This window comes from Komagataeibacter sp. FXV3 (assembly GCF_015155755.1).
GTDB lineage: Bacteria > Pseudomonadota > Alphaproteobacteria > Acetobacterales > Acetobacteraceae > Komagataeibacter.
Map to the genome: position 1 here is coordinate 1 of NZ_VWPI01000202.1, position 855 is coordinate 855.

Here is an 855-nt window from a genome sequence, read left to right on the forward strand (position 1 = left end):
CCAAGGCATCGCCCGAGCAGATAACAGTAACCCGGTCACATGCGCAGCGTTATCTGGCCACGCCCGGTACGGTCAACACGATCAGCGGGAAGGAACTGCGCTCGCTTCACCTTGAAAGCCCAAAGGATATTGCAGCGTTTACGCCAGGTGTGACGGCAACGAACGCCGTGTCCGGTTCGGCGCCCATTTTCTCCATCCGTGGTGTTGGTCTGGATGACTATGTCGGCACCAACATGGGCGGGATTGGTATTTACCTCGATGGCGTGTTCGCCCCCTTTCCCGTCTTCTACACCGGCCAGATGCTTGATATCGAAAGCGTCGCCACGGAAAAAGGTCCGCAGGGCTTTGACATGGGCCGCAGCACCACTGGTGGCAGCATCAATATCCAGTCTGTAAAACCATCCGACAAATTCGGTGGTTATGCGGAATGGGGTTACAGCAGTTACAATACCAACCGTGGCCGCTTTGCCATCAATACGCCCATCACCAGCCGGATCTCCAACCGTCTTGCCTTCAATTATGTCAAGGGCGATGGCTGGCAGAAGGACATCTCAACGGGCGCGCGCTATGGTTCGCAGGACCTGCTGGCCATTCGTAACCTGACCAGGTTTACGATTGATGATACGTCTTCCCTGCTGCTGAACCTCCATTACACACGCGACAAGGGCACCTCCACTTCACCACAGGATATCGGGCCGGTTTCCGGCGGTGACACTGGCATGAACCCTTCAGCCAATGCGGTCAGCGTGGGCAACGCCGTCCCTCAGCGAAACGAGAATGGCGGGGGCCTGTCCGTCAATTATACCAAGGCGTTTGACTTTGGTGACTTCTCATCCACGACAGCGATCGATTTCT

At 56.3% G+C, this 855-nt stretch carries 1 protein-coding gene; it reads left to right on the forward strand.

The annotated features are described in order from the left end of the window. The coding region (locus F1542_RS16945) for a TonB-dependent receptor plug domain-containing protein (protein WP_227672844.1) at positions 1 to 855 on the forward strand (855 nt) is incomplete at both ends.